Source organism: Adhaeribacter pallidiroseus, assembly GCF_003340495.1.
GTDB classification, from domain to species: domain Bacteria; phylum Bacteroidota; class Bacteroidia; order Cytophagales; family Hymenobacteraceae; genus Adhaeribacter; species Adhaeribacter pallidiroseus.
Genome location: NZ_QASA01000001.1, coordinates 3,790,508 through 3,815,798, shown reverse-complemented (window position 1 = coordinate 3,815,798; position 25,291 = coordinate 3,790,508). Strand labels below are relative to the sequence as shown.

Here is a 25,291-nt window from a genome sequence, read left to right as displayed (position 1 = left end):
ATGATTTTGACAAACTAATTAAAAGTTAAATAACTCATTTTATTTAACTTTTAACGCGGTGTACTGTTATGGTTCAGGAATAAAAATTAAAAAAACAAGCTTGAATCAGAATACTCATTCAAACCATACAATTATTCTGGCTGGGGTAACCGGAGATCTGGGAGGGCGCGTCGCGCGTTTTCTGCTGCAACAAGGAGCTGTTGTGAGAGCCCTTGTGCGCCCTGGAAAAACCAACGATAAATTAAAGGCTTTGCAAAAACAAGGCATGTTGCTGCTAGAGGTAGATTTCGCTAGTGCATCGGCATTAACTACAGCTTGTGCGGGAGGTACATGTGTGGTTTCTGCCTTGTCGGGGCTCCGGGAAGTAATGGTTGAAACGCAAACTGCTTTGCTACAAGCAGCTGTTGCGGCAGGTGTTCCCCGTTTTATTCCTTCGGACTACGCCATTGATTTTACAAAGCTTCCGCGGGGAACAAACCGAAACCTGGATCTGCGCCAGGAATTTGCCGAACGAATAGCTGCTACGCCCATTGCGGCTACTTCTATCCTGAATGGCATGTTCTCGGATTTGCTCACGGGCCAGGCTCCGCTTGTTTTGTTTCCGGTTAATCGAGTAATGTATTGGGGCAACCCCGACCAACTCTTGGATTTTACCACCGTTGAAAATACTGCTGAGTATACCGCCGCCGCGGCCCTGGATGCTATCACCCCTCGTTTCCTGCGCATTGCCGGCAATGTGCTCAGTGCGCGTGGGTTGCAAGAAGCGGCTAGTAAAGCTACTGGCAAACATTTTCGTTTACTACGCCTGGGTGGTTTAGGAGCCCTGGACACTCTCATAAAAATTACGCGCATTGTTTCCCCTCAGAATCAGGAAGTTTTTCCACCGTGGCAAGGCATGCAGTACTTACGCAATATGTTGAGCGGCCTGCCTAAATTAGAACCACTTGATAATAACCGGTATCCCCATATTCAATGGACTACCGTGCAGGAAGTGTTGGCATCCCGGGCTTCTTAAATTATGCCTATCAATAACTAGGCATAATTAGGTAGCAATAATCAAAAAATTTAAAAAATTGTTCTTAGCAAAGTCATTGTCCGGAAGATAAACACTCAGCAACAGATAAAGTATCTAGCCCGGAATTTTGGTTGTATAATAACCTGCAGGTTGTATAAACAGCCTATATTTGATTTAAATTATAATTTCTCAAGTATGTTCCGGCACTTTACAACTATTTTCCTTTTTGTTTTAGTAATTACTGGTTGTAAAGATACCGCAGTTGCTCCCCGAAAATCTAAGTTTATCTCTACCAGCGAACACCTGGCTTTGGGTAACCCTAGTAATGCGGTAACAGATGTTCTAAATTCTAACAATTACTTAATAGAGAAACAGCAATATGTGCTTTCCTATAACCGGGAAGCAGGGATTCCTAATTGGGTAAGTTGGCATGTAAGTAAAGAGTGGTTCGGCACTGCACCCCGGCAAGATGATTTCCGGGCAGACGAGAGCCTACCCGGAGACTGGTACCAGGTAAGCCCGGGCAGCTATACGAACAGCGGATTTGATCGAGGCCATAATTGTCCTTCAGCGGATAGAACCAAAAGCATCATGGATAATTCAGCTACTTTCCTGATGACGAACATGATCCCCCAGGCACCGGACAATAATCGAAATACCTGGGCCAACCTGGAAGATTATACCCGTGATTTAGTAGATCAAGGTCAGGAGGTATATGTTATTATGGGTAATTACGGTTCGGGAGGTACTGGTTCTAATGGTCCAGCTCTTAGTATTAGCGAAGGCCGGGTAAAAGTTCCGAAACAAATATGGAAGGTTTTACTCATACTACCCGCCGGTGATGATGATATTAACCGGATTGCCCAAGATACCCGGGTTATTGCCATCGATACTCCTAATAGTAATGGCGTGCAGGCAGATTGGGGCTTGTATAGAACTACCGTGGATGCTATCGAGCAGGCTACTGGATACAACTTATTTTCGGCAGTTCCGGAGCAGATTCAGCAGGTTTTAGAAGCGCAAATAGATAAAGGGCCAACTCAGTAATACCAAACGTATTTAGAAATTTAAAAACCGGGCATTTGGTGTCGTCAGAAGAAATAAAAGCTAAACTTCAGGAGCTAACAACTGGCTTGTGTTATCAAAGCGAAGCAGATTATCCGTTAGAAGTAGTACAGTTTGAGGTAGCTTTACCCGATATCTTAACGGAGAAAGAGCTGGTTGCTTTAACCGGGAATGCCGCAAAAAGGCCGGTAGAAGTAACGGATGTGGCTTCTTTTTTCAGGCATGTAACCACATTAAATAACGAAACACCATTGGTTGATAATACTGCAAAGCAGATTGTTATTTTACAAGCCTTTTGTGAGCAACACTTACAAAATACAAAAGTTTACCGGATTGGTAGCCGTATTCTTACAGCCTTGCTCTTAGGAAAATCATCAAATGGTCTACTGCTAGGATTACAGACTACTATTGTCCAGACCTGAACACCCAATAAGTTAAAATTTAAAAATAAAAGTATAAAGTTACTCGACAAAATTACAAGGCCCAGGTTAGATATAATAAGGTTAGTGGCTGAACTGCTTATTTTGTATTTGGTGGGTTTACTTGGTTAGGTTATGAAGTAAGTTACCTGCTTAAAGGTAGCGGAGAAAACATCTTATGGATTAAAAGCAGGATTATTGTTAATTTTAAATTATTCATCCCAGTTTAGCTTGGGTTTCCGACGTCTTTTCTTTCGCCGTTTATGCGGGATTTTGGGAATGCGTTCGTAGTATTTATAAAGATAAACCGCTGTAATCCCGGTGGCAAAAAGGGCAATTGGAATAAAAATAAGAAACCAGTACACTATTTCCATATAACTACTTATCCTTTTTCTTTAATGTATACTTTGGCAAGTGCATGTAAATTATAAAAAGCGAAGATCGTAATTTTTTAACATACTTATAGGTAAGTCTTGTATCTCCTTTATAATCGCCGGTATTTTTTACTTATCAAATTCCCGCTAATAGCCAGAAGAAGTTCTGGATGTATCGGGTTTCCTCTTTTAAATTGATTACAAAGTAAAAATTGTTTATTCGGAAGCGTAATGTAAGTTACAAGATTTCAGGAATTTTTTAAATAACTCTTAAAATAATAGTATAGCTGGAATAAAGCGCTAGTCACCTTTGTTTTTAAATATCATAACGGTATAATCACATGTAATGCAAGCAAGCTCTGGAGAGGTTTTCAATGCATTGAAATAAGCCGCATTCTGGAAGGAATTACCTTTCTATCATGTAGAAATGTTTACAACAGATCGGTTATGCCATTAGCTTTTCTAAAAGTGCGGCGTATAGTGCTAAATTAACAACATTTACGTAGTCTTTTTCTAAATAAACTATTTAGTTAAAACGGAAAATTATAAATTTTTTATGAATTTCTGGTGAAAGAGCCCAAGTACTACTACAAACAACATTGAAAGAATAACTTAAAATATTACTAAAAGGTAAACGCTGTTTACCTGACAAATTCTTCGGTATAAATAGCTCTTTCCGCCGATTTGCGGGTGAATCCTTCGTAGTAATAAGTATCTTCTAAATCTTTTTGCCAAACCATACTGGTGGGGGTTATTGCAATCAAGCTATAAGTAGTGCTGTTACCGGGTAAGTCTAGTGCTATTTTCTTTCTTTCTTCTTCCAGCATAACCTTATAAGACCCCAGTGCCGTAGTTCCACCCTGGTATTCCACCCTGACCGATGTTTTATCAAAAATATAGGCTTTGCCTTTTTCAACGGTGAGTTTTTCTTCGTGCACTAAATGGCTATCTACAATATATTGAACCTGAACTTGTTTACTCGTCCATTTTCCGGTAAGTAAACTATTTAGTTGGTTAGGGATTTCTTGCTTTTCATGATAGCCATAACTCAAGGCACAACAGCATGAAAGTAACACCCAGAACAATAATTTCATATAATAGTAACAAGTAAATGTGAATATAAATCCTATTGCGAGATTTAAATACCGGCAATATCTAGCTATGAAAAATGTTGCTAGAATCAACAACGCTATAATAATTAATAACTGTGAGAGGCTAAGATAGGCAATACTTAATTATTTTAAAAAAATATACTTTACTTCAATCAACCTTCCGGTTAAGTACAATTTAGGATTAGTTAAATATAGCTAGGTCGTAGTATCTTTGAAGTGTACTTTTTATGCACTAATCTCTTAATAATGAAAACAGGTTTATCATTTATTTTGAATTTATTTTTAATTACATGGCTTGCTTCGTCGTCCGTTTTTGCTCAATTGAGACCTGCTACTTTTCAGATGAGCGGTGATCATTTATTGGAAAGTAAAGTTAATATTAATGCGGGCAACCAAGAGTGCTTAGTAGCACTTAAAATTTTAATTTCCAGTGCCAACGCGGTACTCCCGAAAGCTCCTTATTCTATCGTGAATAAAGCGGCTACACCGCTCAGTGGCAGTAAGAACGATTACCTGAGTTTAGCGCCTTATTGGTGGCCTAACCCGAGTACTTCTACCGGATTGCCTTACATTCAAAAAGACGGACAAACCAACCCGGAGGTAAATGATATTAAAGATAATTCTTACGTACGCGATATAAGTAGGGATATTTGGATACTTGGCCTGGCTTATTACTTTACAGATAACGAGCAATATGCTGCCAAAGCAACGGAGCTTTTAAAAGTGTTTTTTCTGGATAGTGCTACCCGTATGAATCCTCATTTAAAATACGCCCAACTAATTCAAGGAGACAATGCCGTTTACGGCACTGGCATTGTGGATACAGAGTCCTTTTCGGAACTTATTGATGGTGTGCAATTATTGGCCGGCTCCAACTCCTGGGCGCCGGATAATCAGCAAGCCTTGCAGGACTGGTTTAGCGAATATTTAACCTGGTTACTAACCAGCGACAAAGGCAAGAAGGCGAAAATTGCTCCTAACAACATCGGTACGGCTTATGACGTTCAGGTAGTTACTTATGCTTTATTCATCGGCAATAAAACCTTGGCTAAGTCTATCATAGAAAAACAAACTTACAACAGAATCGAAAGTCAGTTAACACTTCTAGGAGAACAAACCTATGAACTGACCCGAACTAACGCCTGGACATATTGCAACAAAAATTTAGCGCAGTGGTTTAACTTGGCTAATTGTGCAGAAAGTGTGGGTATAAATTTATGGGATTATAACTCTGTTAACGGTAAAAGCTTAAAGAAAGCCTTTGAATGGATGATTCCGTATGGAGGTGGCACGAAGCCCTGGCCTTATCAGCAAATCAGTGTTTTTAAACCAGAGTATCTCACAGCTACTGCCCGGGAAGGATCAGCGATCTATAAAGACGTTGATTTACAACTATTACTTTCTCCTACCCACGAGCGCTTTATTGCAGGAGCTTACCTGGAATTGTTAACCACTCGCTATTATTAAAAATATACCTCTGAAAACTGATTTAAGGCTTTTTTAAAGGCTTAGCGGTTTTAAAAGAGAGAATCTATTTTTAGTTCAGATCCAGTTATTTACACTGTTTTGCCATTAACTCCGGACTTTGCTTCTTATACAAACAGTAGCAGGATAGTAATTACTTGAATGCCACTATAATAAAATAAACAAATTAAAAGTATCCATTTTACTTCTTGTACTAACAATCTCCTTGGTGAGCTGCGTCTTTTTAAGCAATTCGTTAAACTACAAAGACACAGCAAAGGAATTTGTGACTGCTGTACTTCAAAAAAAATACAATAAAGCCGTTTCCTTAATGGCGCTGGAGCATGCGTCGGCACAAAAAGTTAATGTTCAAAAATTAAAAGATGGGCTTAGCTCTTTTAGAGAGTTAGTGGTGCATAACTTTGGGGAGGAGGTTGAATATACCTTTATAAAAACAGAGAAAACTTTTACAACCGGCGAAAATAAGCAACTCCCTAACACAACTGTCCTTTATCTACAGCTTGAAAATAAGCGGGAGTTCGGCTACTTTCAGGTGCTATTTGACGATCAGTCCAATAAAATTCTTAATATTCAGCTACAAGATGTTAAGCAGCCAATTCCCAGTTTAACTATTTTCTGGTTTTTTGGTTTTCTCGCCACAATGGTATTTGCCTTTAATGTTTATATGATAGTTCAGGTTCGGAGAAGCAATGTTAGGAAAAAATGGCAGAAATACTTGGCGATCATTTTTCTTAATGTACCAACAATTGGTTGGTCAGCGGTTGGTGGATTCTTTTTTAAGTTGCTTAATTTCCAGATAATGCTCGGTATTGGCTTTTCTATGATGGGTTACTTAAACACAGTTTGGTCGCTCGGTATGCCTCTGGGTTCTCTCTACGTTTTATGGAAGTTAAAAAACGGACTATACGAAACAACTGATGATGATACATTAGCATTAGGCTATAATACTGCTGAGATTTATAAATGAAAGTATAAAAACAAAACTCTTAATTACACCTATACAACAGCTTTGCAACCGTATAATCCCTTTCGATAAAACTAGACACAGCGGCACCGGTATTTTTGCTTTTTATACAATCAATTTTTAAAAGATTTAATTTTAAGCTAAACTTGCCGTTGCCGCTAGTTTTTTCGGTATTACTTATTCATGTTCCTCCCAAGTATCAGAATTACTCTTTTTATTTTAGTTTGGACTTGGCCCACCTGTACCTACTCCCAAACTGTAGCCACTAAACTGGCCATGGCTTACCAAATTTTTGCCGCTGATAAGCAACTGCAAAACAGCTTATCTTCGTTGTATGTGGTAGATGCTACAACAGGTAAGGTTATTCTTGATAGAAATGGCAAAATAGGTTTGGTGCCGGCTTCTACCCAGAAAGTGATTACCAGTGCGAGTGCTTATGCCTTACTGGGCAAGAATTTTAAATTTCAGACCAGTGTAGCTTATGCGAAAGATAATTCCTCGCTTATTATTCTTCCGGGTGGAGATCCTACTTTGGGCAGTTGGCGCTGGGCCGCCACTTCCGAAAAAGAAATAATTAAAAAAATCAATCAGGCTATTCAAAAGGCAGGCATTACTACCATTAACGAGGTAATTATTTATAACAAAGGGTGGGAGGAAGGAGCAGTTCCGGACGGCTGGCTCTGGCAAGACATCGGCAACTACTATGGTGCCGGACTAAGCCCTTTAAACTGGCGCGAAAATCAGTTTGATGTTATTTTAAAATCCGGTAGCCAGTTAAACAGCCCGGTAAGCCTTGTTAAAACTGTGCCCCAAATTTATGATTATGTTTTAAAACCAGAACTTACGGCTGCCGCCGCTAATTCCGGCGATCAGGCTTTTATTTATTTCCCGTTAAATACCGCTGCTGGCACCATTCGGGGCACAATTCCGGTAAACCAGCCAAGTTTTAAAATTTCGGGCGCTATGCCGGACCCTAAGCTTCAGTTTGCGCGCACCCTACTGGATACTTTGGCCCGTAAAGGTGTGAAAATTTTAAAAAATATGCCGGTTCGTGTTACCCAAGAGACGTTACCGGCTGGTTATACTACTTTGTTAATGCTTTCGTCGCCGCCGTTGGATAGTATAATTTATTGGTTAAACCGCAAAAGCATTAATTTGTACGGCGAAGCTTTAGCCAGAACTTTGTCGGTGAAAAACAATGCTGGTTCCACTAGCCAAGGCGTCGAGCTGATGCGCCATTTTTGGAAAAAGAACGGTATACCGGATTCGGAGTTAAACATGGTAGATGGTTCCGGGCTTTCGCCGTTAAATCGCGTAACCACGCACGCCCAGGTACAAGTTTTGCAATACGCCCGGCAACAAGCCTGGTTCCCGGGTTTTTACGCCTCCTTGCCCCAAGTAAACAACCTGAAAATGAAAAGCGGCACGCTGCACGGTGCCAAAGGATTTTGTGGTTACCATAAAGGCCAGGATGGTCATCAATACGTTTTTTCTTTTCTGGTGAACAATTACAATGGCTCCGCCGGTACGCTGGTGCCGAAAATGTACAAAGTACTGGATGCCCTCAAGTAGTTGTCATGAGTTGCTTATCCCACCTGAAAATTATCTAATCTTCGTTAAAATGGATCAATTTGCCATCTGGTAAAAACCAGGCGTAGAAGCATTTTCTAAAAAATAGTTTTAAGCGCTTCCATAAATACTTAAACTTTAGTAATTACGCCCGGAGATAAGCTGATTTTTTTTAATTTTTTGTTTTCGGGAGCTTGAGTTTTACGGGTTCCATCACCAAATCTAAGGGTAACCTACCTATACCATGAATAAATTATTGGGGGGCATTTTGCTTTTGTTGTTTTGCGTAACGGGTGAGCACAGCTGGGCGCCAAAAGCAGGTAACAAATCCAGTGCGGCTAAACCGCAAAATGTTATTTTTATTCTGGCCGATGACCACCGCTACGATTTCATGGGTTTTACCGGGAAAGTGCCCGGCCTGCAAACGCCCAACATGGACCGCTTAGCCAAAGAAGGCGCACATATCCAGAATGCTTTTGTGAGTACCGCTTTGTGTTCGCCCAGTCGGGCTTCTATCTTAACCGGTCAATACGCCCACACCCACACCATCGTGGATAACCAGGCGCCGCTTCCTCAGGGTTTAACTTTTTTCCCGCAGTATTTACAGAAGGCTGGTTATCAGACGGCTTTTTTCGGTAAGTGGCACATGGGCAACACCGAGGACGAACCGCAGCCGGGCTTTCACCATTGGGAAAGTTTTCGGGGCCAGGGTGTGTATTACAATCCTACGTTTAACATAAACGGCAAACAAGTAGTGTACAAAGACAGCGCCTACATTGCCGATTTACTAACCCAGCACGCCGTAGACTGGTTGAAGCAACAAGATAAGAAAAAACCTTTTTTCCTGTACCTGTCGCATAAAGGCGTGCACGCCGAGTTTGCTCCGGCCAAGCGCCACCGCGGTCGGTATAAAAACTTGCCCGTACATTACCCGGCCTCCATGTTCTTAACCGCCACTGATACCAGCAATACCTGGCCCTTGCGGAATAAAGTAGCCAGTAATCCGGAGTTAAAGCAAAATGTAAATTTGGCCGGTATTCCGGAGTGGGTGAAAAAACAACGCTATAGCTGGCACGGCGTGGATTACATGTATCATGGCCGCATTCAGTTCGACGATTTTTACCGCCAGTACTGCGAAACCTTACTCAGCGTGGACGAAAGCATTGGCGCGGTGCTCGATTATTTAAAAAAAGCGGGTATTGACAAAAATACCCTGGTGATTTACATGGGCGATAATGGGTTTTCGTTCGGGGAGCACGGCCTGATTGACAAACGCCACGCCTACGAAGAATCCATGCGGGTGCCTTTGCTCATGCGCTACCCCGACGTGATTAAGCCCGGTACTAAAATCACAGAGGTAATTCAGAATATTGATATAGCCCCTACCATTTTGGCAGTGGCGAGCCAACCCACGCCGAAGCAAATGCAAGGGCAGTCGTTTTTGCCGTTGCTGCAAGGCCAGAAAATTGCGTGGCGCGACAAAGCTTTCTACGAGTACTATTGGGAGTACGATTTTCCACAAACCCCCACGGTTTTTGCCGTGCGCAACGGCCGTTATAAATACATCCGGTACCAAGGTATCTGGGACACCAACGAGTTTTTTGATTTACAGCAAGACCCCATGGAAATGAACAACCTGATTGCCCAACCCGAACATCAACCCGCAATTAAGCAAATGGCCAGCGAACTCTACGATTGGCTCGAAAGCTCCGGGGGCATGCAAGTGCCGCTCAAACGCACTATTAAAACGCGCGACGGCGATTATTTGCACCAGAAGCAATACTAGTTGTATTTTGATATTATTTCTTTGGAAGCAAGACTTTTAAGTTCATTCTTACTAGCGCGAGCGTCTTCGCTCGTGAGGAATATCGACCGGTCTCTGGCCAGCAGAATGATCAGGAAGGTCTGACATTGTATTACAATAATGTGAAATACGGGAAAAATCAAAAAGGTATGCTGGTAACTTTCTGAAGTAATTAGTTTTTTGAAAATAGCTTCGAAAACTATCAAAGCCTGGAAATGGCCAAAGAATGATGCTTAAATAATGTAAAATTTTAAAAAAACAGCAAAGATCATTGGTTTCCGGTGCCAAACATGCGGGCTATTCAGGCGAATAAATTCTTAAAATTTGAAAATGGCAAAACAGCTTTTACATTTCGTTCGAGTTAATTGCTTGGTAGGTATGATCTCCCTGTTTGTTTATCCGGCCTATGGAAAAGTGCTTACCGAGCCAAAAGCAGCTAAGCAGCCCAATATTATTCTCATTCTGGCTGATGATTTAGGCTATGGCGAACTGGGTTGTTACGGGAATACTTTTAACCAAACTCCTAACTTAGATAAATTAGCGGCCGGCGGTATGCGTTTTACGCAAGCCTACGCGGCGGCGCCCGTATGTACACCCACCCGCATTGCGCTTTTAACGGGCCAGCATCCGGCCCGGGTTGGCATTACCGATTACCTGGATGTGCACGATGAAAAGTTTTTGTCGCCGGATTATGAAACTTTAAATGAAAAATTAAAAAAAGCCGGCTATGTGACGGGCTTGGTTGGGAAATGGCACCTGACCGGCGATTACGAGAAACGGCGCGGCGAACCCGAAAAACATGGCTGGGACGAAGTAATAGCTAGTGAACGAAAATACATTGCTAACGGCGATTACTTTTACCCGTACTTTTTTCTGCCGGACTTGGCGGCCCGCGGACCAGACGAATATCTAACCGACCGCCTGAACCTGGAAGCTCACGATTTTATTCAGCGGCATAAGAACAAACCCTTTTTTTTGTATTTGTCGCATTACGCGGTACACACCAAACTGGGCGGCAAACCAGCTAAAGTAACTAAATACCAATCGCAGCCAGGAGTTGGCAAAAATCAAAACAATCCCGAATTAGCCGCAATGCTCGAAAGCTTGGACGATGGCATAGGACAACTGCAAACAACTTTACAAGCAAATAACCTCGATCAAAATACGCTCATTATTTTTACTTCCGATAACGGGGGAGAACTAAACGTAACCCGGAACGGCAGTTTGCGGGGCGGTAAATCCGAGTTGTACGAGGGCGGCATCCGGGTGCCTTTTTTAGCGTACTGGCCCAACCGCATCAAAGCAAATGTAATTAGTCCGGTTCCGGTTACAACTGCCGATATCTATCCGACTTTGTTGGAAGTAGTTGGAGTAAAACCTACCAAAGGCCAAATTCTGGATGGGAGCAGCATTGCTGCATTACTGGCCGGTAAAACCCAACGACCCGAAACAACTTTTTACTGGCATTATCCTTTGCCCAAGCCGCACTTTCTGGGCGGCCGCTCCGCTAGTGCCATTCGCCAGGGCGATTACAAGCTTATACAATTCCTGGATGATCATCACCCGGAGCTATATAATTTAAAAAACGACCCTTCCGAAAAGCAAGATTTAGCCGCCACCCTGCCGGATAAAGTAACTGCGCTACAAAAAGAGTTGCAGAAGTGGCAAGTTCGGGTTGGTGCAAAAATGTAAAGCAGGTTAGAATCAGCAATCGCGGGTGGTTGTAGCAAAAAGAGTTAAGTGACCACCTGAATAACTAAATTTTTAAATTTTTTTAACCAGTTCCATATTAATCCTGAATTAGGCCATTATCTTATATAAAGAAGAACCAGGTAAAATTATTCAAAGGCGTACGTTATTGTAATCCGGAATTTTGTAATATTAAAACCGCAATCAAAAACTTATCCCGTACTATCCAGTTTTTAATATTTAATTTTTAACCTGATGCGATCAACCCGATACCTTCTTTTTTTAATTTTTTTCTTTGTCAGTACCTGTTTATTTGCTCAGCGGCCCATCTGGACGAAAGAACAAGCCAATGCCTGGTACGCGCAGCAGCCCTGGTTGCTAGGAGCGAACTATGTGCCGGTAAATGCCATTAACCAGCTCGAAATGTGGCAAGCCGATACCTTTGATCCGGCTACTTTGGAAAATGAAATGGTTATGGCTGAAAATCTGGGTTTTAATACCATGCGGGTATTCTTGCATGACCAACTCTGGAACCAGGATCAGGCGGGTTTTACGCAACGCATTAACCAGTTTTTAGACATCTGCGCCAAACATAAAATCCGGCCCATGTTTGTGCTGTTCGATTCTTGCTGGGATCCTTTTCCGCGTTTGGGCAAGCAGCATCAGCCCGTGCAGGGCCTGCATAATTCGGGCTGGGTGCAAGGGCCGGGAGCCGACGTTTTAAAAGATCAAAGCCAGTATCCGCAACTTCAAAAATATGTGACTGGCATAGTGAACCAATTTAAAGATGATGCCCGCATTTTGGCTTGGGATGTGTGGAACGAACCCGATAACATGAACAACTCCAGCTATTTCCGCTGGGAGCCCGCTAATAAAGTAGAACTGGTAACGAACTTGCTGCCGCAGGTATTTACCTGGGCGCGGGCCGCTAACCCATCGCAACCGCTCACCTGCGGCATCTGGGTCGGCGATTGGTCTACCCCGGATAAATTAAAACCCATCGAAAAAATACAAGTCGAAAACTCGGATGTTATTTCGTTTCATAACTACGACGATGCCCCGGAACTGGAAAAACGCATTGTGTTTTTGCAGCAATACGGCCGGCCTTTATTGTGCACGGAGTATATGTCCAGGGGAAATAAAAGTGTTTTCCAGCGGTCGTTACCGGTGGCGAGCAAATATAATGTAACCATGATTAACTGGGGTTTTGTAGCCGGAAAATCCAATACTATTTACCCCTGGAACTCCTGGCAGAAAGTGTACCCCAGTGAGCCCGAGTTGTGGTTCCACGATATTTACCGACCCAACGGCGAGCCCTATAAAACCGAAGAAGTAGCTTTTATTCAGAACATTGTACAGGAAAAGGCCGCGGCTAAAGGTAAAAATTTAAAAAAAGGTAAAGCCAAGAAAAAGGCCAAAGCTGCAGCTATGTAGTTTTGCACTTAATTACCCAAAAGTCTTGTCCTTTTATCCATAATCACAGATCTGGTATTCTGAATTAATATTTACCGGATCTGTGATTTATTATTTTCACGGCTATTTTCTGGGAGCTAATATCTGCAAAGCTGCGGTATAAATTTTAACTTACAGTATAATCCAGCTAAAAAGCTTATGCATGTCGTATTTACCGGCACTTATGATGATGGTAAATCTGCTTTGCCTTACCCGGCCCAGGTAAATCTGGAACCCGGACAGTTACGCATCACCTATCAAATTCCAAATCAATCAGTGCCGGTTACCGTTTATTGGCAACCGTCGCGCATACAATCCGATTCACATTTAGAAATCACGTTGCTTGCTTACGGGAATCACCCAACGCAAAAACTGGAAATATCAGACCCTAATTTTAAAAATTATCTGGAAAAACAATACCCACCAGCCGTGGCTGTTACGCCAGTTAAAATTCTCTCTGCTAGCAAAATTCCCAAATGGTTCTGGTTGTCGGGAGCTGCCATAGTTGCATCTGTTATCGGCTTTTACATGTGGGGATTATCTTTACTGGCCGATAAGGCAGCCTGGATGATTCCGCAATCTACGGATGAATACGTCGGGAATCAATTGTATCAGCAAGTTGTAAACGCCTCCACCTCCGAACCTGAACTAACCGGGTATGTACAAGGTTTTCTGCGGCAGATAAAAATTCAAAGTACCTATAAATTACAGGTAAGCGTTATCCGGGATAAAAACAGGAATGCTTTTGCGCTTCCCGGTGGTTACCTGGTGGTACACGATAGTATTTTAGAAAAAATGCAACAACCCGAAGAATTGGCGGCTTTGCTGGGCCACGAATCCGGGCATGTGCAAAACCGGCACACTACCCGGGCTTTGTTCCGGAGTTTAGGGAGTTATTTGTTTATTTCTTATTTGTTCGGCGATATTCTGGGTATTTCAACCATTTTAGTTGAAAATGCCGATGCGCTTAAAAGCTTAAAATACAGCCGCCATTTAGAAGAAGAAGCCGATACTTTTGGGTTTAAGGTTTTGCAGCAAAATCGTATTAACCCGCAGGGAATGATTCTGCTGTTCCAACGGTTACAACAAGCCGAAAAGACCGTTGATAAATTCCAAACCGAAGAATTTTTAAGTACGCACCCGCCCTTAAAGTCCCGCATGCAAGCTATCCGGACCTTGATTAAAGAAAATCCTTATGCTGTGCAACCACCGGATTCCATGCAATACTTCTGGCGTAGAATAAAACAGCTTTAGAAGTAAAGCTGGCGGTTACCTTAGCTACCTGGTATGGAAAACAGAAAATCTTCGCATCCTTATTTAAAACGGAAGGATCTGGATGAAAAAACTAGACGGGCTTACTTATTTTATTTTATGCATTTTAGCTTTTAGCTGCCATTCTGGGCCGGAACAACTAGTTAAAAATAGCCAAGCGGGTTTTAAAAAAACACTTTGCTAGAGTACAAACTAGGTTTGAATGATAAAATGCAGGAATATGATTTGATTATATTGAAGTTATACGAAGTAGATCCATTCCTTCAGGTTAAAGCCTATGATTTTACCAAGTCCGAAGTTCCCTTGTGCAAATCAGCTACGCAAATTGAATCTACGCTGAACTTATTGGTCCAAAATTATCCGACAGATACTAAAATTCCTTACCCGGAAAATGGGCCTTTATACTGTGGTTCTGATTACTTATTAAGAGTAGAATTTAGTAACGGGGAAGAAAGTGTCATTGATTTTACACCTTTCAGGATTACCAAAGGTTTAGAGGAATTAGTAAATTTTTTAGAAGCTGGGGATTATAAGACTAATTTTAACTTGATTGGGGAACCGGTAAATAAGCTGTTGTTAAGTAATCAATATAAAATGATAATCAAACAAAGAGTTGGAATAATGGAATATCCTAAAGTTGTAAGTCTTGAAACGATATTGCAACAATACAAAAAAGATAAATTGAAACAGGAATAAAGCGTTTATACAGCTTTAAAGCCAGATTGGGTGAATTAATAGGGCCCGTAAACGAAAAATCCGGCTGAAGAACCGGATTTTTTAAATTTTCTCGCTTCTGACTTACAAGTTTAAATCGCCGGCTATTTCTTTTAGGGATATTTCGGCCAGTTTTGCTAAGTATTGCGCATTGTTAAAACGAACCCGGGCATTGAGGTAGTTTAGCTGGGCATCCCGAAATTCAATGGGCGCAATGCTGCCTAAACGGTATTTATCTAATGTAATATCCAGGTTTTGTTTGGCAATTTTTTGGTTGTTTTCTTCTAAAGTTACCAGCGTTAAATTGGTAGCATAAGTTTGGTAAGCCGCGGCTAGTTGCGATTTAATGTTGAGATCCGCCTTTTCGTATTGCAGTTGGGCGCTCTGGATTAAGGTTTCGGCATTTTGCTCGTTACGGCGCTGCAGAAAACCGTTAAAAACATTTACCGAAGCCGATAGTCCATAATTTAACCCGCGGTTATTGGCCTGGGTCGCAAAACCTAAGGCTGATTGGGAACGGTTAAACGTATACCCACTCGTTACTCCAATAGTTGGATAGCGGTTAGCCCGCACTTGTTTTAAATCCAGTTCGGCAATTCGCTTGTTTACCAAAGCTACTTTTAAAGCCGGATTCTGCTGAACGGCCAATTCGGAAAGAGGACCTAAGGTCAACTTATTATCAATGTATAAAGTATTGGGTACCTGGAATACAATGTTTACATCGCGGCCTAATATTTCGTTTAAACGAATTTGGGTGTTGCGGTAAAGGTTTTGTTGCTGTACTAAATTGGTGGTATCGGTATTTAAATCGACGCGGGCGTTTAGTACCTCCAGGCGGGCTGCTTTACCAATGGTAAACCGGTTTTGGGCCGTTTGTACCCGCAAGCGCGAAATAACGATGGCCGAGTCATAAGCCCGTAATTGTTGTTGTTGATTTACCAGTTCAAAGTAGGTGCTGATAACGTCGCCTAAGGTGGTTAAAATGGTTTGTTTGAGCTCGGCATCGCCTAGTTTGGCTAATTCTTTTAATTGTTCGTAACGGGCAAACATCCGGAAGCCATCAAAAACCGTCCAGTTTAAATCGGTGCCGTAGCTGGTATTGGAGCTTTTAACATTGTTAAATTCTTGTAATCCGGTTTGCCGGGTTTGCCGGCCCGTTTGGATGTTATTGCCATTCGTAATATTAGCGCCCAATGTAGGAAGCATGCCGGCATTCGCCCGATTAACATTATTCCGGTCGATGGCTAAGTCGTTCGCTACTAATTTTATGTCATAGTTTTTTTCGAGGGCAATGCGGACGGCGTCTTCTAAATTTAAAATTTCTTGTGCTTTACCCGGTACAGAATTTAAAAAAGCAAGCAACGTTACCAGATAAACAAAAATATACTTCATAGTAAATGGTTACAATTTTCCAGTTGGAAAGTTAAAAGGTTTTAAAGTTACCAGTTATCGCTTGTTGGGAAACAATAACTGGTAACTCGTAAATTAAAATTAATGGACGCTTTCCAGTGCTTCTTTTTCAAATTTTTTGGCTTGTTCCAACTCCGGATTGCGCTTGTACTCCCGCGACCATATGGCGTAAATAGCCGGAATAACATACAGTGTTAAGATGAGAGAGAACAAAGTACCACCCACAATTACAATACCCATGCCCATCCGGCTTTGCGCGGCAGCTCCTAAGGCTAAGGCAATAGGTAACGCACCTAGCGCAATGGCCAAACTGGTCATTAATATCGGGCGCAGCCGGGCTTCGGCGGCTTCCAAAATAGCTTCGGCTTTGGGTTTTCCTTCTTCCTTCAGCTGGTTGGCAAATTCTACTATCAGTATACCATTCTTCGTTACCAATCCAATGAGCATAATGGTACCAATCTGGCTGAAAATGTTCCAGGTTTGACCAAATAACCACAACGAGAGCATGGCACCGGCTACTGCCAACGGTACGGTAATAATAATGATCAACGGGTCGATAAAGCTCTCGAACTGGGCGGCCAGAATCAGGTAAATTAATAGTAAGGCTAAACCAAAGGCGAAAGCCGTGTTGGAACCACTTTCTACGAAGTCGCGTGATTCACCGCCTAAGTCGGTGGTAAAGGTAGGGTCCAGTACTTTCGCGGCAATCTGGTCCATGGCATCAATGCCATCGCCAATGCTTTTACCGGGTGCCAAACCCGCCGAAATAGTGGCCGACATATACCGGTTGTTATGGAATAATTGGGGCGGGCTACTGCGTTCCTGCAACGTTACCAAGTTATCCAGCTGAATTAACTGTCCGGTACTGCTGCGCACAAACAACGACGTTAAATCCAAAGGGTCATCCCGGTCTACCTGGTCGAATTGACCAATTACCTGGTACTGGCGGCCGTTCATGATAAAGTAAGCAAACCGCTGACCGCTGAGCGATAGTTGTAACGTTTGGGCCACATCAATTACCGATACGCCTAGACTCTGCGCTTTTTCCCGGTCGATGGTAATGTTAATTTCCGGTTTGTTAAATTTTAAATTTACATCCGGATTAGACAAAATCGGATTCTTACTGGCTTCTTCTAAAAACCGCGGAATTTTTTCTTCTAGTTTTTGAAAATTCTGGGATTGAATAATGTACTGAATGGGCTGCCCACCGCGCCGGTTAACCGAAATAGTAGGCTGCTGCGAAACAATGGTCCGGGCCTCCGGATATCGGCGGGTAAGCTTGGTCAATCTCTCCGCTACTTCGGCTTGGGAGTGCTCCCGGTCTCCAGGAGGCACCAGGGTCATCCGCATCATACCGTTGTTCACGGAGCCAGCGCCACCAAAACCAGGCGATGTGATCACCAGTGAAATTTTCTTTTCCGGAATCGAATCATTTACTAATTGCGTTAATTCTTCCATAAATCGGTCAGTGTATTCAAAAGAAGCACCTTCCGGAGCGGTAACCTGCACGCGTAACATGCTGCGATCGTCGTAAGGAGCCGTTTCTTTTTGCAGCGTGATGTAGAAAAACACAATCAAACCTAAACAAGCCGCAATAATCGGGAAACTCAACCATTTCCGTTGCATAAACCTGCCAAGCGATTGGGCATAGCCGGAGTTTAAGCTTTCAAAATAAGGCTCGGTGAAATTGTAGAACCGGGTTTTTTTATGCCCGCCTTTTTTCATGAGGTAGGCATTGAGCATGGGCGTAAGCGTTAAAGATACAAATGCCGAAATAAGCACTGCTGCGCCAATTACCACCCCAAATTCCCGGAACAGACGGCCTACAAAACCTTCGAGGAAAATAACCGGTAAAAATACCGCCGCCAGCGTAATAGAAATAGAAATTACCGCCAGAAATATTTCGTTGGAACCTTTAATGGCCGCCTCAATCGGCGACATGCCTTCTTCTACTTTCTTGAAAATATTTTCGGTTACCACAATCCCGTCGTCTACTACTAAACCGGTGGCCAGTACAATCGCCAGCAAGGTTAATACGTTCACCGAAAAACCCGCCAGGTACATAATAAAGAAAGTCGCAATTAAGGATACCGGAATATCTATCAGAGGCCGGAAGGCAATGCTCCAGTCGCGGAAAAACAGGTAAATAATTAAAATTACCAGCACCAAGGCAATCAAGATGGTTTCGGCTACTTCTACTACTGATTGTTTAATGAACAAGGTGTTGTCCATTACAATGTCTAACTGCAAGTCTTTGGGGAGGTCGCTTTTTAATTTTTCTAATTGATCGTAGAAGTTACCGGCAATTTCGAGGTAATTAGAGCCTGGTTGCGGCACAATGGCTAAACCTACCATGGGTACACCCGATTCCGTCATTTTGGTTTCCAGGTTCTCCGGGCCAAGTTCGGCCTTACCTAAATCACTGAACCGGATAATGCGATCGCCTTCGGATTTTACAATTAAGTCGTTAAACTGATCGGCGTTGGAGAGGTTGCCCAACGTTTTTACCATTAACTCGGTGTTAGAACCGGTTACTTTACCCGATGGTAATTCTACGTTCTGGCGATTTAAAGCTTCCCGCACATCCGCTACGGTTAAACCATAAGAAGCCAGTTTCATGGGGTCGAGCCACAAACGCATAGCATATCTTTTCTGCCCCCAGATTTGCACGCTGCTGATACCCGGAATGGTTTGCAATCGCTGCGATAACACGTTTTCGGCGTAATCGCTTAGTTCTAGCTGGTTGCGGGTTTTGCTCCGCACCGTCATGGTTACAATAGGCTCCGAGTCAGCATCGGCTTTGGCTACTACCGGGGGCGCATCAATGTCCTGGGGCAAGGACCGGATGGCCTGCGATACTTTATCGCGCACATCGTTGGCGGCTTCCTCTAAGTTTTTCTCCAGGTTAAATTCAATGTTAATGTTGCTCCGGCCCTGGTTACTCGACGACGAGATGTTCCGGATACCATCAATAGAGTTAATGGATTTTTCCAGCGGTTCGGTAATCTGCGATTCAATAATATCGGCGTTAGCGCCCGTATAACTGGTACTCACCGACACAATGGCCGGGTCGATGGACGGATATTCCCGGATGCCCAGGAACGTATAACCAATAATGCCGAACAAAATCAGAATCAGGTTAATTACAATGGTAAAAACCGGCCGCTTAATGCTGGTGGTGGATAAACTCATTTTTTATTAATTAATCAAACTTTAGGTAACCGGACTTTAACCGGGGCATCTTGTTTCAACGTCATAATTCCGGTAGTCAATACCGTGTCGCCTGGTTGCAGGCCCGAGGTAATCAATATTTCTTTTTCGGTGCGGGTAGTAGCTTCTACTTTTACTTCCTGCGCCTTGCCGTTTTTAGCGACAAATACTTTTTTACCGTTCTGGATAGGCACAATCGCTTGGGTAGGCACTAACAAAGCATCCGGAATAGAAGCCAGCGGAAACTCAATGTTCGCAAAAGAACCCGGCAGTAGTTCCCCATTAGGGTTGGCAGCCCGGGCGCGCAATTGTAACGTACGGGTAGTCGCTTCCACGGCTGGTTCAATGGCGTAAACCGTAGCGGTGTATTTTTTAGCAATACCTGCTACCGATACTTGTAGTTTGGTATTTACCTTCACTTGGCTAGCGTATTTTTCTGGCACTGAGAAAGCAATTTTTACCGGATTGGTGCTTATTAAGTTGGCCACAATGGTTTCGGGCGTTAAATAACCACCCACCGACACGTTGCGCAAACCAATGCGCCCGGAAAACGGTGCCGTGATAGTAGTTTTAGCTAACTGCGCCTGAATTAATTGCGTTTGGGACTGCAAGGTTTTATAATCGGCGGTGGCAATATCAAATTCTTCGCGGCTGATAGCTTCTTTTTTAAATAATTGCGCGGCCCGTTCGGCATTTTCGGCGGCCAGGGTTTGGCGGGTTTGCGCTTGCGCTAATTGGGCACGTAGTTCCGCATCATCTATTTTTAATAAAACCTGACCTGCTTTTACACTGCTGCCTTCCTGAAATGTAATACTCCGGATTAAGCCAGACACCTGGCCGCGAATTTGAACTTGTTCGTTGGCTTCTATGGAACCGGTTACGGCTAAGTTATTCGCGAATTCCCGGGGCTTTACTACAATTCCATCTACCTGTAGCACACCGCCCCGGCCACCACCCGCACCGCCGGGCCCACCCGGGCCTCCACCGCCCGCAGCTCCTCCCGGACCACCGGGACCGCCACCCGCCGTTTTTTTGTTGGCCGAAATCCGGTAGACAATCAGCGAGGCAAATCCAATAATTAATAAAGCATAAACAAAATACTTAATTTTCATGGGTGTTTTTAAAACGTTATTAACGAAAGCGCGAAAATAAAAATAAGGTTAAACATCAATTACAAGTAGTTCGGGAAATCAATACGACAGCATGCCAACTTACTTACTCTATTTTAACGGCTTCTGATTCAAAGCAAAGCAGTATTTTTAATAATCTTTTATTGTTTCTGGAATTATAGTTCATAAACCAACTATGCCTACGGAAGTTTTCTAAAATAAACGCAACTTAGTTTTTGATTCTGTTTCAATTCTGAAGTTTTAATGCGCATTTTGTTTATTAAAAAAGCAAAACAGCTAAATTGTAGGTTTAACTTAGCATTTAAATCCGGGGATGAATGGCAAAAGTAAAAGACGATAATTTTTTTAAAAATGTGTACGCGGTAGTACAACTTATTCCGGTTGGCCGGGTTACTTCTTACGGGGCCATTGCCAGTTACCTGGGCAGCAAAGGATCGGCCCGGATGGTGGGCTGGGCGCTTATTGCCTCGCACGCCAAAAGCGGTATTCCGGCTTACCGGGTAGTAAACCGGAATGGTTTGCTTACCGGCAAACAGCATTTTGAATCGCCGGATGCCATGCAAGCCAGCCTGGAACAGGAAGGCGTGCGGGTAGAAAACGATACAGTAGTAAATTTTGAAAAATTATTCTGGGATCCTGCCCAGGAACTTCTGTAAGCAATAACGCTCCGGTTTTCCTGTTTAAAAATACAAGGCTAATTTAAAAGTATTGCCACGAGTTACTGTGCAAAAGAAAAATAACCGAGCGCTCATAAAAGCACCAGGGATTCGTGCTCAATTTCGAAAACAATCAATATAGCATAAGGCCCAATGCAGAATGAATGCGGTGGCATGCTGCTTTCCAGAACATCTTAGTATATATTTGCAGTGTCAACTATTAAGGCCTCGCATCTAATTAAATTTAAAAATTGGTCTGTTACCGTTTAAAAATTAGCCCAATAGCGCACAATTATTCACCAATAATCACTTAATTCACATTACAACTTACTTTAAAATTAAAATGACGAATCAGATTTCCTGGATAAGCGCATTGACTTTAGCTGGATTTTACCTGGCTGGTTGCAGCAGTACCGCGCCTACCCAACCCGTTACCACTGCCGAAACAACTACTGCTATTACTACTACCACTACGGCCACCGCTTCTGTTGCAAAGCAAACTAAAGGAGTAGGAATCGACCGGGCAAACTTGGATACTACTCAATCACCTTGTGTTGATTTTTTTCAATTTGCGAATGGTGGCTGGATTAAAAATAACCCAGTGCCGGCGGCGGAGAGTCGCTGGGGCAGTTTTAATGAGTTGCAGGATAAAAATTACGCGGTACAACATAGCATCTTAACCGAAGCAGCGGCTAACCGCACGTCCCCAAAAGGCAGCAACGCGCAAAAAGTAGGTGATTTTTACGCTTCCGGTATGGACTCGGTGGCAATTGATAAATTGGAAGCCGCTCCCTTACAACCGTATTTCGATAAAGTAGCCGCTATACGTGATGTGAGAAGCTTGCTCACTACCGCTGCCCAATTAAAAAAAGCGGGCATTAGTGGTATGTTTAGCTTTTACGTGGGCCAGGACGATAAGAAAAGCACGGAATACGCTATTTTTTTAAATCAAGGCGGCTTGGGCTTACCTGATCGGGATTATTACCTGAAAGAAGACGACCGGTCCAAGAACATCCGCACCGAATACGTGAAGCACGTAAAGAATTTGTTCGCGCTGCTGGGCGAAGATACTACTACCGCGGGAAAAAATGCAGCCAAAGTGATGGACTTGGAAACCCGTTTGGCAAAAGCTTCCCGCACCCGCGTAGAACTACGCGATCCGCAGGCCAACTACAATAAAATGACTTTAGCGCAGTTGCAAAAGTTAACGCCCGCTACCGACTGGAATTTATTTTTAACGCAATTGGGCGTAAAAGGCGCCACCGAAGTAATTGTGGGGCAACCCGATTTTTTTAAAGAATTAAATACGGTGGTAAAATCCAGCTCGCTGAGCGACTGGAAAACGTACCTGCGTTGGCATTTAATTCATTCTACGGCTCCGTACCTGAACAAAGCTTTTGTGCAGGAAAATTTTAATTTTTACGGCAAAGTGTTGAGTGGTACGAAAGCGTTGCAACCCCGCTGGAAGCGCGTATTACGGACCACCGATGCCGCTATCGGCGAAGCAATGGGCCAACTGTTCGTTGAGAAAACCTTTACGCCCGAAGCCAAAGCCCGCGCCCTGGAAATGGTAAAAAACCTGCGCGACGCTTTTCAGGAGCACGTGCAAACTTTGGATTGGATGAGCGAAACTACCAAAAAACAAGCCTTGGTTAAACTAGATGCCTTTGCGGTAAAAATAGGTTATCCGGATAAATGGAAAGATTATTCCGCTTTGGCTATCAGCCGGGGATCTTACGTGGTAAACGTGCTGCACGCCAACGAATTTGCCTTTAATTACGATATAAACAAATTAGGAAAACCCATTGACCGGGCCGAGTGGGGCATGACGCCGCCCACGGTAAACGCGTATTACAATCCATCCATGAACGAAATCGTGTTTCCAGCGGGCATTATGCAGCCCCCCTTCTTCGACCCGAAAGCTGATGACGCGGTTAATTACGGAGGCATGGGCGCCGTTATTGGTCACGAGATAACCCACGGCTTCGACGACCAGGGCCGCCAGTACGATGCCGAAGGTAACCTGAAAGATTGGTGGACCAAAACCGATGCGGAGCAATTTACCAAACGCGCCGACATGGTAGTGAGTCAATATGATGCGTACGAAGTGTTGCCAACGGTAAAAGTAAACGGTAAACTTACGCTGGGCGAAAACCTAGCCGATATTGGTGGTTTAAACATTGCCTATACGGCGCTTCAAAAAGCACTAGCCGGTAAGAAAAAAGAAAAAGTTGCCGGATTTACCCCGGAGCAGCGTTTCTTTTTGGCTTGGGCCCAAATCTGGCGCGTAAATGCTACGGAGCAGTATTTTAACCAACAAGTGCAAACCGACCCGCACTCGCCGGGCCGTTTCCGGACCAACGGACCTTTGAATAATATGCCGCAGTTTTACGAAGCTTTTGGCTGCAAACCCGGCGATAAAATGGTGAAGTCGGCTACCGAGCAAATTAAAATCTGGTAAACAGTAAAAATTTAAAAAAACAAAAAAGCTTCCCGGTAACCGGGAAGCTTTTTTGTTTTTTTAAATTTTTACTGTTTACGGAATGGCTACCTTTTTAACAATTCCGTTTTCCCCACCTTTCGGACCGTAAAATAAAACCCAGGTACTAAAATCCGGTGAGAAATTTAGGAAGCGGTGTTCGGCAGCCGCGGGCACAAATAAAAAATCACCGGCTCTAACCTGACTAGTTTCTCCTGATAAAAAGAACTTGCTTTCGCCGGTGGCTATAACATAAACTTCATCTTGTTCGTGAGGCGTTTGCTTGACTGTTTCGTGGGGTTGGTACAATTCTACCGCTAAGGTGCCATGTTCCAGTAAAAGTGTAAACTCCTGGCCCGATTGTTTTAATGCTTCTTGGGCGGCAGCTAAGCTAAATTTATTTTGCATATTTTTGATGTTTGCATGTAGTTTAAAGTAAATAGTAGATTAGTGCTGGACTAGTAAAATTTAGTCCAGAAAAATTACATCCGTTTGGCTCAGGAGCACCTGCTAGGGTTCCGGTACTGCGCAGCAGTATTCCGCAGCGGAGCGAGGAAAGAGAGGCTAGCGAGGGCAGAAGTGCCAAACGAGGTCTGCCGGCCACGAGACAAACTTATAGCTAGTCAGTTAGATAGCACCAATGCCTGGAAACAGGAACCGGCTCCAAAGAATACCAGAATAATTAAAAATTTAAAAAACTATTCCTCTACTTCTACCGTCATAAACACATCCTGCACCGGCACGTCATTGGGGTCAACGGGTACTTTGGCTATTTTATCAATTACGTCTAAGCCTTCGGTTACTTCTCCAAAAACCGTGTACTTGGTATCCAGGGAGGGAACGCCGCCAATGGTGGTATAGGTTTTTACTTGCTCCGGCGAAAACGTGATTTTTTTACTCTGAGCAATATCGTCCAGACTTTCCTGGTTATGCACTACTCCTTGAATCAGGTAAAAATTATGCGACGACGATAAGCGTTTTGGGTTAAATTCGTCGTCGTAGCGAGCCATAGCCAAAGCGCCGCGTTTGTGAAAGTACTGCGGTTTTACTTCGCTGGGCACGCCGTATTTATCGGTCTTAATTTTACGCTCCCGCGTATCGCCCCCTTGAATCATAAAATCGCGGAGTACGCGATAGAATATGGTATTGTCGTAAAAACCCATTTTGGCCAGCCGTACAAAGTTAGCCCGGTGCAATGGGGTATCTTTATACAAGCGCACCTTTATCACGCCCAGGCTGGTACTAATCGTTACCTTGGTTTCCGGATTTTCTTGGCCGAATTTCGTAAGCAGTTCCGTAACGTTGGCATCCGTCAGGGTTTCGTACGTGCCTAAATCACCCTTGTTGGATTTGCCCGAACAAGCCGCCAAAAACAACCAACTTACTAAACCAAAACCAATAAATATAAACCGGAAAGATTTCATGGAAACGTTGAGTTAAAAATCTAAAATTTAAAAAATAAAGTTGCATAC

General features: G+C 43.2%; 19 protein-coding genes. 13 read left to right on the top strand and 6 right to left on the bottom strand.

The features are described 5' to 3' along the window. Nucleotides 1-100 precede the first annotated feature (100 nt). The 3 genes from AHMF7616_RS15205 (at nucleotide 101) to AHMF7616_RS15195 (ending at nucleotide 2,502) form a co-directional block, all read left to right on the top strand. Nucleotides 101-1,015 carry an NmrA family NAD(P)-binding protein gene (locus AHMF7616_RS15205; protein ID WP_233507587.1) on the top strand — a complete coding sequence of 305 codons (915 nt, stop codon included), beginning with the start codon at nucleotides 101-103 and terminating at the stop codon, nucleotides 1,013-1,015. 195 nt (nucleotides 1,016-1,210) lie between these two features. Then, nucleotides 1,211-2,062, top strand: a complete 852-nt coding sequence (locus tag AHMF7616_RS15200) for a DNA/RNA non-specific endonuclease (protein ID WP_115373666.1) — start codon at nucleotides 1,211-1,213, stop codon at nucleotides 2,060-2,062. 38 nt (nucleotides 2,063-2,100) lie between these two features. Next, a complete protein-coding gene (locus AHMF7616_RS15195; protein WP_158546181.1) occupies nucleotides 2,101-2,502 on the top strand; it encodes a nuclease A inhibitor family protein in 402 nt (133 codons plus the stop codon). 1,012 nt (nucleotides 2,503-3,514) lie between these two features. On the opposite strand, the gene AHMF7616_RS15190 is transcribed toward AHMF7616_RS15195, so the two are convergent. Further along, the gene (locus AHMF7616_RS15190; RefSeq protein ID WP_147275693.1) at nucleotides 3,515-3,967 is read right to left on the bottom strand and encodes a hypothetical protein; all 453 of its coding nucleotides are present in this window, start codon (nucleotides 3,965-3,967) and stop codon (nucleotides 3,515-3,517) included. A gap of 264 nt (nucleotides 3,968-4,231) precedes the next feature. On the opposite strand from AHMF7616_RS15190, the gene AHMF7616_RS15185 reads away from it, so the two are divergent. The 8 genes from AHMF7616_RS15185 to AHMF7616_RS15145 all read left to right on the top strand — a co-directional run bounded on the left by AHMF7616_RS15185 (nucleotide 4,232) and on the right by AHMF7616_RS15145 (nucleotide 14,916). Then, nucleotides 4,232-5,452 carry an alginate lyase family protein gene (locus AHMF7616_RS15185; RefSeq protein WP_115373663.1) on the top strand — a complete coding sequence of 407 codons (1,221 nt, stop codon included), beginning with the start codon at nucleotides 4,232-4,234 and terminating at the stop codon, nucleotides 5,450-5,452. Nucleotides 5,453-5,735: 283 nt separating this feature from the next. Then, nucleotides 5,736-6,437 carry a hypothetical protein gene (locus tag AHMF7616_RS15180; RefSeq protein WP_147275692.1) on the top strand — a complete coding sequence of 234 codons (702 nt, stop codon included), beginning with the start codon at nucleotides 5,736-5,738 and terminating at the stop codon, nucleotides 6,435-6,437. A gap of 273 nt (nucleotides 6,438-6,710) precedes the next feature. Further along, a complete protein-coding gene (gene dacB / locus AHMF7616_RS15175; RefSeq protein ID WP_158546180.1) occupies nucleotides 6,711-8,006 on the top strand; it encodes a D-alanyl-D-alanine carboxypeptidase/D-alanyl-D-alanine endopeptidase in 1,296 nt (431 codons plus the stop codon). A 241-nt stretch (nucleotides 8,007-8,247) separates the two neighbouring features. Continuing rightward, nucleotides 8,248-9,789, top strand: a complete 1,542-nt coding sequence (locus AHMF7616_RS15170) for a sulfatase family protein (protein ID WP_115373660.1) — start codon at nucleotides 8,248-8,250, stop codon at nucleotides 9,787-9,789. Between the two features lie 396 nt (nucleotides 9,790-10,185). Then, on the top strand, nucleotides 10,186-11,499 hold the full coding sequence (locus AHMF7616_RS15160) for a sulfatase (RefSeq protein ID WP_115373658.1): 1,314 nt from the start codon (nucleotides 10,186-10,188) through the stop codon (nucleotides 11,497-11,499). Nucleotides 11,500-11,751: 252 nt separating this feature from the next. Continuing rightward, nucleotides 11,752-12,930 carry a glycoside hydrolase 5 family protein gene (locus tag AHMF7616_RS15155; RefSeq protein ID WP_115373657.1) on the top strand — a complete coding sequence of 393 codons (1,179 nt, stop codon included), beginning with the start codon at nucleotides 11,752-11,754 and terminating at the stop codon, nucleotides 12,928-12,930. A gap of 177 nt (nucleotides 12,931-13,107) precedes the next feature. Then, nucleotides 13,108-14,202 carry a M48 family metallopeptidase gene (locus tag AHMF7616_RS15150; RefSeq protein WP_115373656.1) on the top strand — a complete coding sequence of 365 codons (1,095 nt, stop codon included), beginning with the start codon at nucleotides 13,108-13,110 and terminating at the stop codon, nucleotides 14,200-14,202. Nucleotides 14,203-14,397: 195 nt separating this feature from the next. Then, nucleotides 14,398-14,916: a hypothetical protein gene (locus AHMF7616_RS15145; RefSeq protein ID WP_115373655.1), complete on the top strand. Its 519-nt coding sequence runs from the start codon at nucleotides 14,398-14,400 to the stop codon at nucleotides 14,914-14,916. 102 nt (nucleotides 14,917-15,018) lie between these two features. Here AHMF7616_RS15145 and AHMF7616_RS15140 read toward each other — a convergent pair whose 3' ends face one another. The 3 genes from AHMF7616_RS15140 to AHMF7616_RS15130 form a co-directional block, all read right to left on the bottom strand. Then, the gene (locus AHMF7616_RS15140) at nucleotides 15,019-16,326 is read right to left on the bottom strand and encodes a TolC family protein (protein WP_115373654.1); all 1,308 of its coding nucleotides are present in this window, start codon (nucleotides 16,324-16,326) and stop codon (nucleotides 15,019-15,021) included. 99 nt (nucleotides 16,327-16,425) lie between these two features. Further along, nucleotides 16,426-19,536 (bottom strand): efflux RND transporter permease subunit, encoded by a 3,111-nt coding sequence (locus AHMF7616_RS15135; RefSeq protein ID WP_115373653.1) that lies wholly within the window; start codon nucleotides 19,534-19,536, stop codon nucleotides 16,426-16,428. A 14-nt stretch (nucleotides 19,537-19,550) separates the two neighbouring features. Beyond that, entirely contained in the window at nucleotides 19,551-20,666 is a 1,116-nt protein-coding gene (locus tag AHMF7616_RS15130; protein WP_115373652.1) for an efflux RND transporter periplasmic adaptor subunit, read from the bottom strand. A gap of 335 nt (nucleotides 20,667-21,001) precedes the next feature. Between AHMF7616_RS15130 and AHMF7616_RS15125 the strand changes: the two genes are divergently transcribed. Together AHMF7616_RS15125 and AHMF7616_RS15120 are read left to right on the top strand one after the other, a co-directional pair. Then, nucleotides 21,002-21,340: an MGMT family protein gene (locus AHMF7616_RS15125; protein WP_115373651.1), complete on the top strand. Its 339-nt coding sequence runs from the start codon at nucleotides 21,002-21,004 to the stop codon at nucleotides 21,338-21,340. Nucleotides 21,341-21,683: 343 nt separating this feature from the next. After that, nucleotides 21,684-23,801: a M13 family metallopeptidase gene (locus AHMF7616_RS15120; protein ID WP_115373650.1), complete on the top strand. Its 2,118-nt coding sequence runs from the start codon at nucleotides 21,684-21,686 to the stop codon at nucleotides 23,799-23,801. A 75-nt stretch (nucleotides 23,802-23,876) separates the two neighbouring features. On the opposite strand, the gene AHMF7616_RS15115 is transcribed toward AHMF7616_RS15120, so the two are convergent. Both AHMF7616_RS15115 and AHMF7616_RS15110 read right to left on the bottom strand, forming a co-directional pair. Then, nucleotides 23,877-24,227 (bottom strand): cupin domain-containing protein, encoded by a 351-nt coding sequence (locus AHMF7616_RS15115; RefSeq protein WP_115373649.1) that lies wholly within the window; start codon nucleotides 24,225-24,227, stop codon nucleotides 23,877-23,879. 290 nt (nucleotides 24,228-24,517) lie between these two features. Next, entirely contained in the window at nucleotides 24,518-25,243 is a 726-nt protein-coding gene (locus AHMF7616_RS15110; RefSeq protein ID WP_115373648.1) for a peptidylprolyl isomerase, read from the bottom strand. Nucleotides 25,244-25,291: the final 48 nt, after the last annotated feature.

What these genes read in the sequence shown, in the direction of transcription:
- AHMF7616_RS15120 (WP_115373650.1), top strand. Translation starts at nt 21,684, where the DNA reads ATGACGAATCAGATTTCCTGGATAAGCGCATTGACTTTAGCTGGATTT.
- dacB (WP_158546180.1), top strand. Translation starts at nt 6,711, where the DNA reads ATGGCTTACCAAATTTTTGCCGCTGATAAGCAACTGCAAAACAGCTTA.
- AHMF7616_RS15170 (WP_115373660.1), top strand. Translation starts at nt 8,248, where the DNA reads ATGAATAAATTATTGGGGGGCATTTTGCTTTTGTTGTTTTGCGTAACG.
- AHMF7616_RS15130 (WP_115373652.1), bottom strand. Translation starts at nt 20,666, where the DNA reads ATGAAAATTAAGTATTTTGTTTATGCTTTATTAATTATTGGATTTGCC.
- AHMF7616_RS15110 (WP_115373648.1), bottom strand. Translation starts at nt 25,243, where the DNA reads ATGAAATCTTTCCGGTTTATATTTATTGGTTTTGGTTTAGTAAGTTGG.
- AHMF7616_RS15155 (WP_115373657.1), top strand. Translation starts at nt 11,752, where the DNA reads ATGCGATCAACCCGATACCTTCTTTTTTTAATTTTTTTCTTTGTCAGT.
- AHMF7616_RS15140 (WP_115373654.1), bottom strand. Translation starts at nt 16,326, where the DNA reads ATGAAGTATATTTTTGTTTATCTGGTAACGTTGCTTGCTTTTTTAAAT.
- AHMF7616_RS15135 (WP_115373653.1), bottom strand. Translation starts at nt 19,536, where the DNA reads ATGAGTTTATCCACCACCAGCATTAAGCGGCCGGTTTTTACCATTGTA.
- AHMF7616_RS15125 (WP_115373651.1), top strand. Translation starts at nt 21,002, where the DNA reads ATGGCAAAAGTAAAAGACGATAATTTTTTTAAAAATGTGTACGCGGTA.
- AHMF7616_RS15190 (WP_147275693.1), bottom strand. Translation starts at nt 3,967, where the DNA reads ATGAAATTATTGTTCTGGGTGTTACTTTCATGCTGTTGTGCCTTGAGT.
- AHMF7616_RS15115 (WP_115373649.1), bottom strand. Translation starts at nt 24,227, where the DNA reads ATGCAAAATAAATTTAGCTTAGCTGCCGCCCAAGAAGCATTAAAACAA.
- AHMF7616_RS15185 (WP_115373663.1), top strand. Translation starts at nt 4,232, where the DNA reads ATGAAAACAGGTTTATCATTTATTTTGAATTTATTTTTAATTACATGG.
- AHMF7616_RS15150 (WP_115373656.1), top strand. Translation starts at nt 13,108, where the DNA reads ATGCATGTCGTATTTACCGGCACTTATGATGATGGTAAATCTGCTTTG.
- AHMF7616_RS15160 (WP_115373658.1), top strand. Translation starts at nt 10,186, where the DNA reads ATGATCTCCCTGTTTGTTTATCCGGCCTATGGAAAAGTGCTTACCGAG.
- AHMF7616_RS15200 (WP_115373666.1), top strand. Translation starts at nt 1,211, where the DNA reads ATGTTCCGGCACTTTACAACTATTTTCCTTTTTGTTTTAGTAATTACT.